Here is a 1,616-nt window from a genome sequence, read left to right as displayed (position 1 = left end):
GGAAAAGATGACATTTACCATGTTCGAAAACAGCAACGCCATTCCGATAAAGAACAAATCAAATCCGACAAAACCTGGATTTCTGCTGTACTTGTATATTCCCGTCGTTATCAATGCCGTTTTCTGCTTGTAATCAATACCGCCTCTCCAACTGTCGCCCAACGTTGCCATGGCTACAATCAGTACTGTGATCCCAGTTGCGGAAAGAATAGCCCCAAAGTATCTGACACCGTCATGCTGTACGATGATAGGAAGTTTTTCGTCGAATAAAATAGTCAGGAATTGGGTCAATGCTGTTATCAACAGCATGATCACCAGACTAACTTCGATGATACCTGTTTTTTTAGGTTTATTCCCTCTTCCGATTTGGATAGTTTTGATGCCGTGGCTGCTTTGCACAAACATTTTGATGTAGAAGCTTATGTAGAAGGAAAAATATAGTATCAAACCAATCATATTCACAGTCAGCACCTCAATATTTTCCATACTGCACATAGAAGATAATGTACGGAAGTAACCCAATCAGTCTTCTCATTCCTCTTTCTTTGCCGCAGTCCCAGTGAAGAATGCTCTTAGATTATCCGGCACTGTATACTCTTTTTTGGATTTCGGAGATTCTGAATGCTCTCCATATATTTCTTTCAAAATTGCATTCACGAGCATTTCTTTTGGTGGTTCAGGATGTTCAATACCTTCATATATCCAGGATCTGCAATCTACAGAATCTCCGCAAATATCTCCGCAGTCCTTGCAAGAAGTTTCTGTAACATCCAAGGAGATGTCGTTACCGTTGATTCTTATAGTTGGCGAACTGAGAAATTCATATTTGCTTGCCAACTCAGGTGATGAGATATTTACTTTATTTACGCTCACTTCATAGCCAGCAGATGTAAAAACTGCCGAAACTTCATTTATGGCCTGATCCAAATTACTTTCAGCCCCCTGACACCTTTTGCATGTATTTAAATCCAAATACAAGAAATCGATGTCAATTTTCTTTTTCACTTGTTTTTGTGGGCAGCAATCACCCCTGCAAGAACACCCATCTTTGTTATTACTCATAATTCTCTTCACCTTTCATGAGGACAGCGCATTGAGTTGATTTTGTCCTATATTTAGAAATGACCTGAATCGTGAAAACGTTCCTCATTCATCTGCATAGCCAAAATAAGCCAGAATTTTCTCTAATACTTGGTATTCGGGTACATAACCATACCCTGCGGACTGATCTTCACTGATGCTGAATGGCGCCGATCCGATCATTGTTTCCTCGTGGATAATGGTGCCGGCCGCCCTGTCCAGGATGGTTATTTGGACATAGCGCGTGTAGGCAATCCCTTCATTCGAATAGGTTCCGGTTTCCATGTAATAGCTGCGCAGTTTCACCAACACGTTCATTTCGGCATCAGACTTCGCCTGCAATTCCTCAGGCAAATCAAAATAGTGCGGCGAATACACGTATTTTTCTCCGGCTCCTTCCTCAACAGATTCATCGTGTTCGATGATGAACACTTTGACTGGCGTCGGAGCTGCCGATTCCGCAAGCACACCCTGGATAGCCGCGTACGCATCCACATTCCCGATCAGATCGCTGCTTTCCAACTCCCTGATTTGGC

General features: G+C 42.4%; 3 protein-coding genes. All 3 read right to left on the bottom strand.

Translation table 11 applies throughout. From position 1 onward, the window contains the following. The coding region (locus WBV27_RS08590) for a methyltransferase family protein (protein ID WP_424201202.1) at positions 1–486 on the bottom strand (486 nt) is incomplete at its 3' end. A gap of 45 nt (positions 487–531) precedes the next feature. After that, positions 532–1,062 (bottom strand): DUF2703 domain-containing protein, encoded by a 531-nt coding sequence (locus tag WBV27_RS08585; RefSeq protein ID WP_424201200.1) that lies wholly within the window; start codon positions 1,060–1,062, stop codon positions 532–534. 84 nt (positions 1,063–1,146) lie between these two features. Further along, on the bottom strand, positions 1,147–1,616 hold a 470-nt coding region (locus tag WBV27_RS08580; protein WP_424201198.1), incomplete at its 5' end, for a hypothetical protein.

The sequence above is a fragment of the Trichococcus sp. genome, from assembly GCF_049589555.1.
Lineage (GTDB): Bacteria > Bacillota > Bacilli > Lactobacillales > Aerococcaceae > Trichococcus.
The sequence above is the reverse complement of the archived record's forward strand: the minus strand, read 5'-3'. Positions and strand labels throughout refer to the sequence as shown.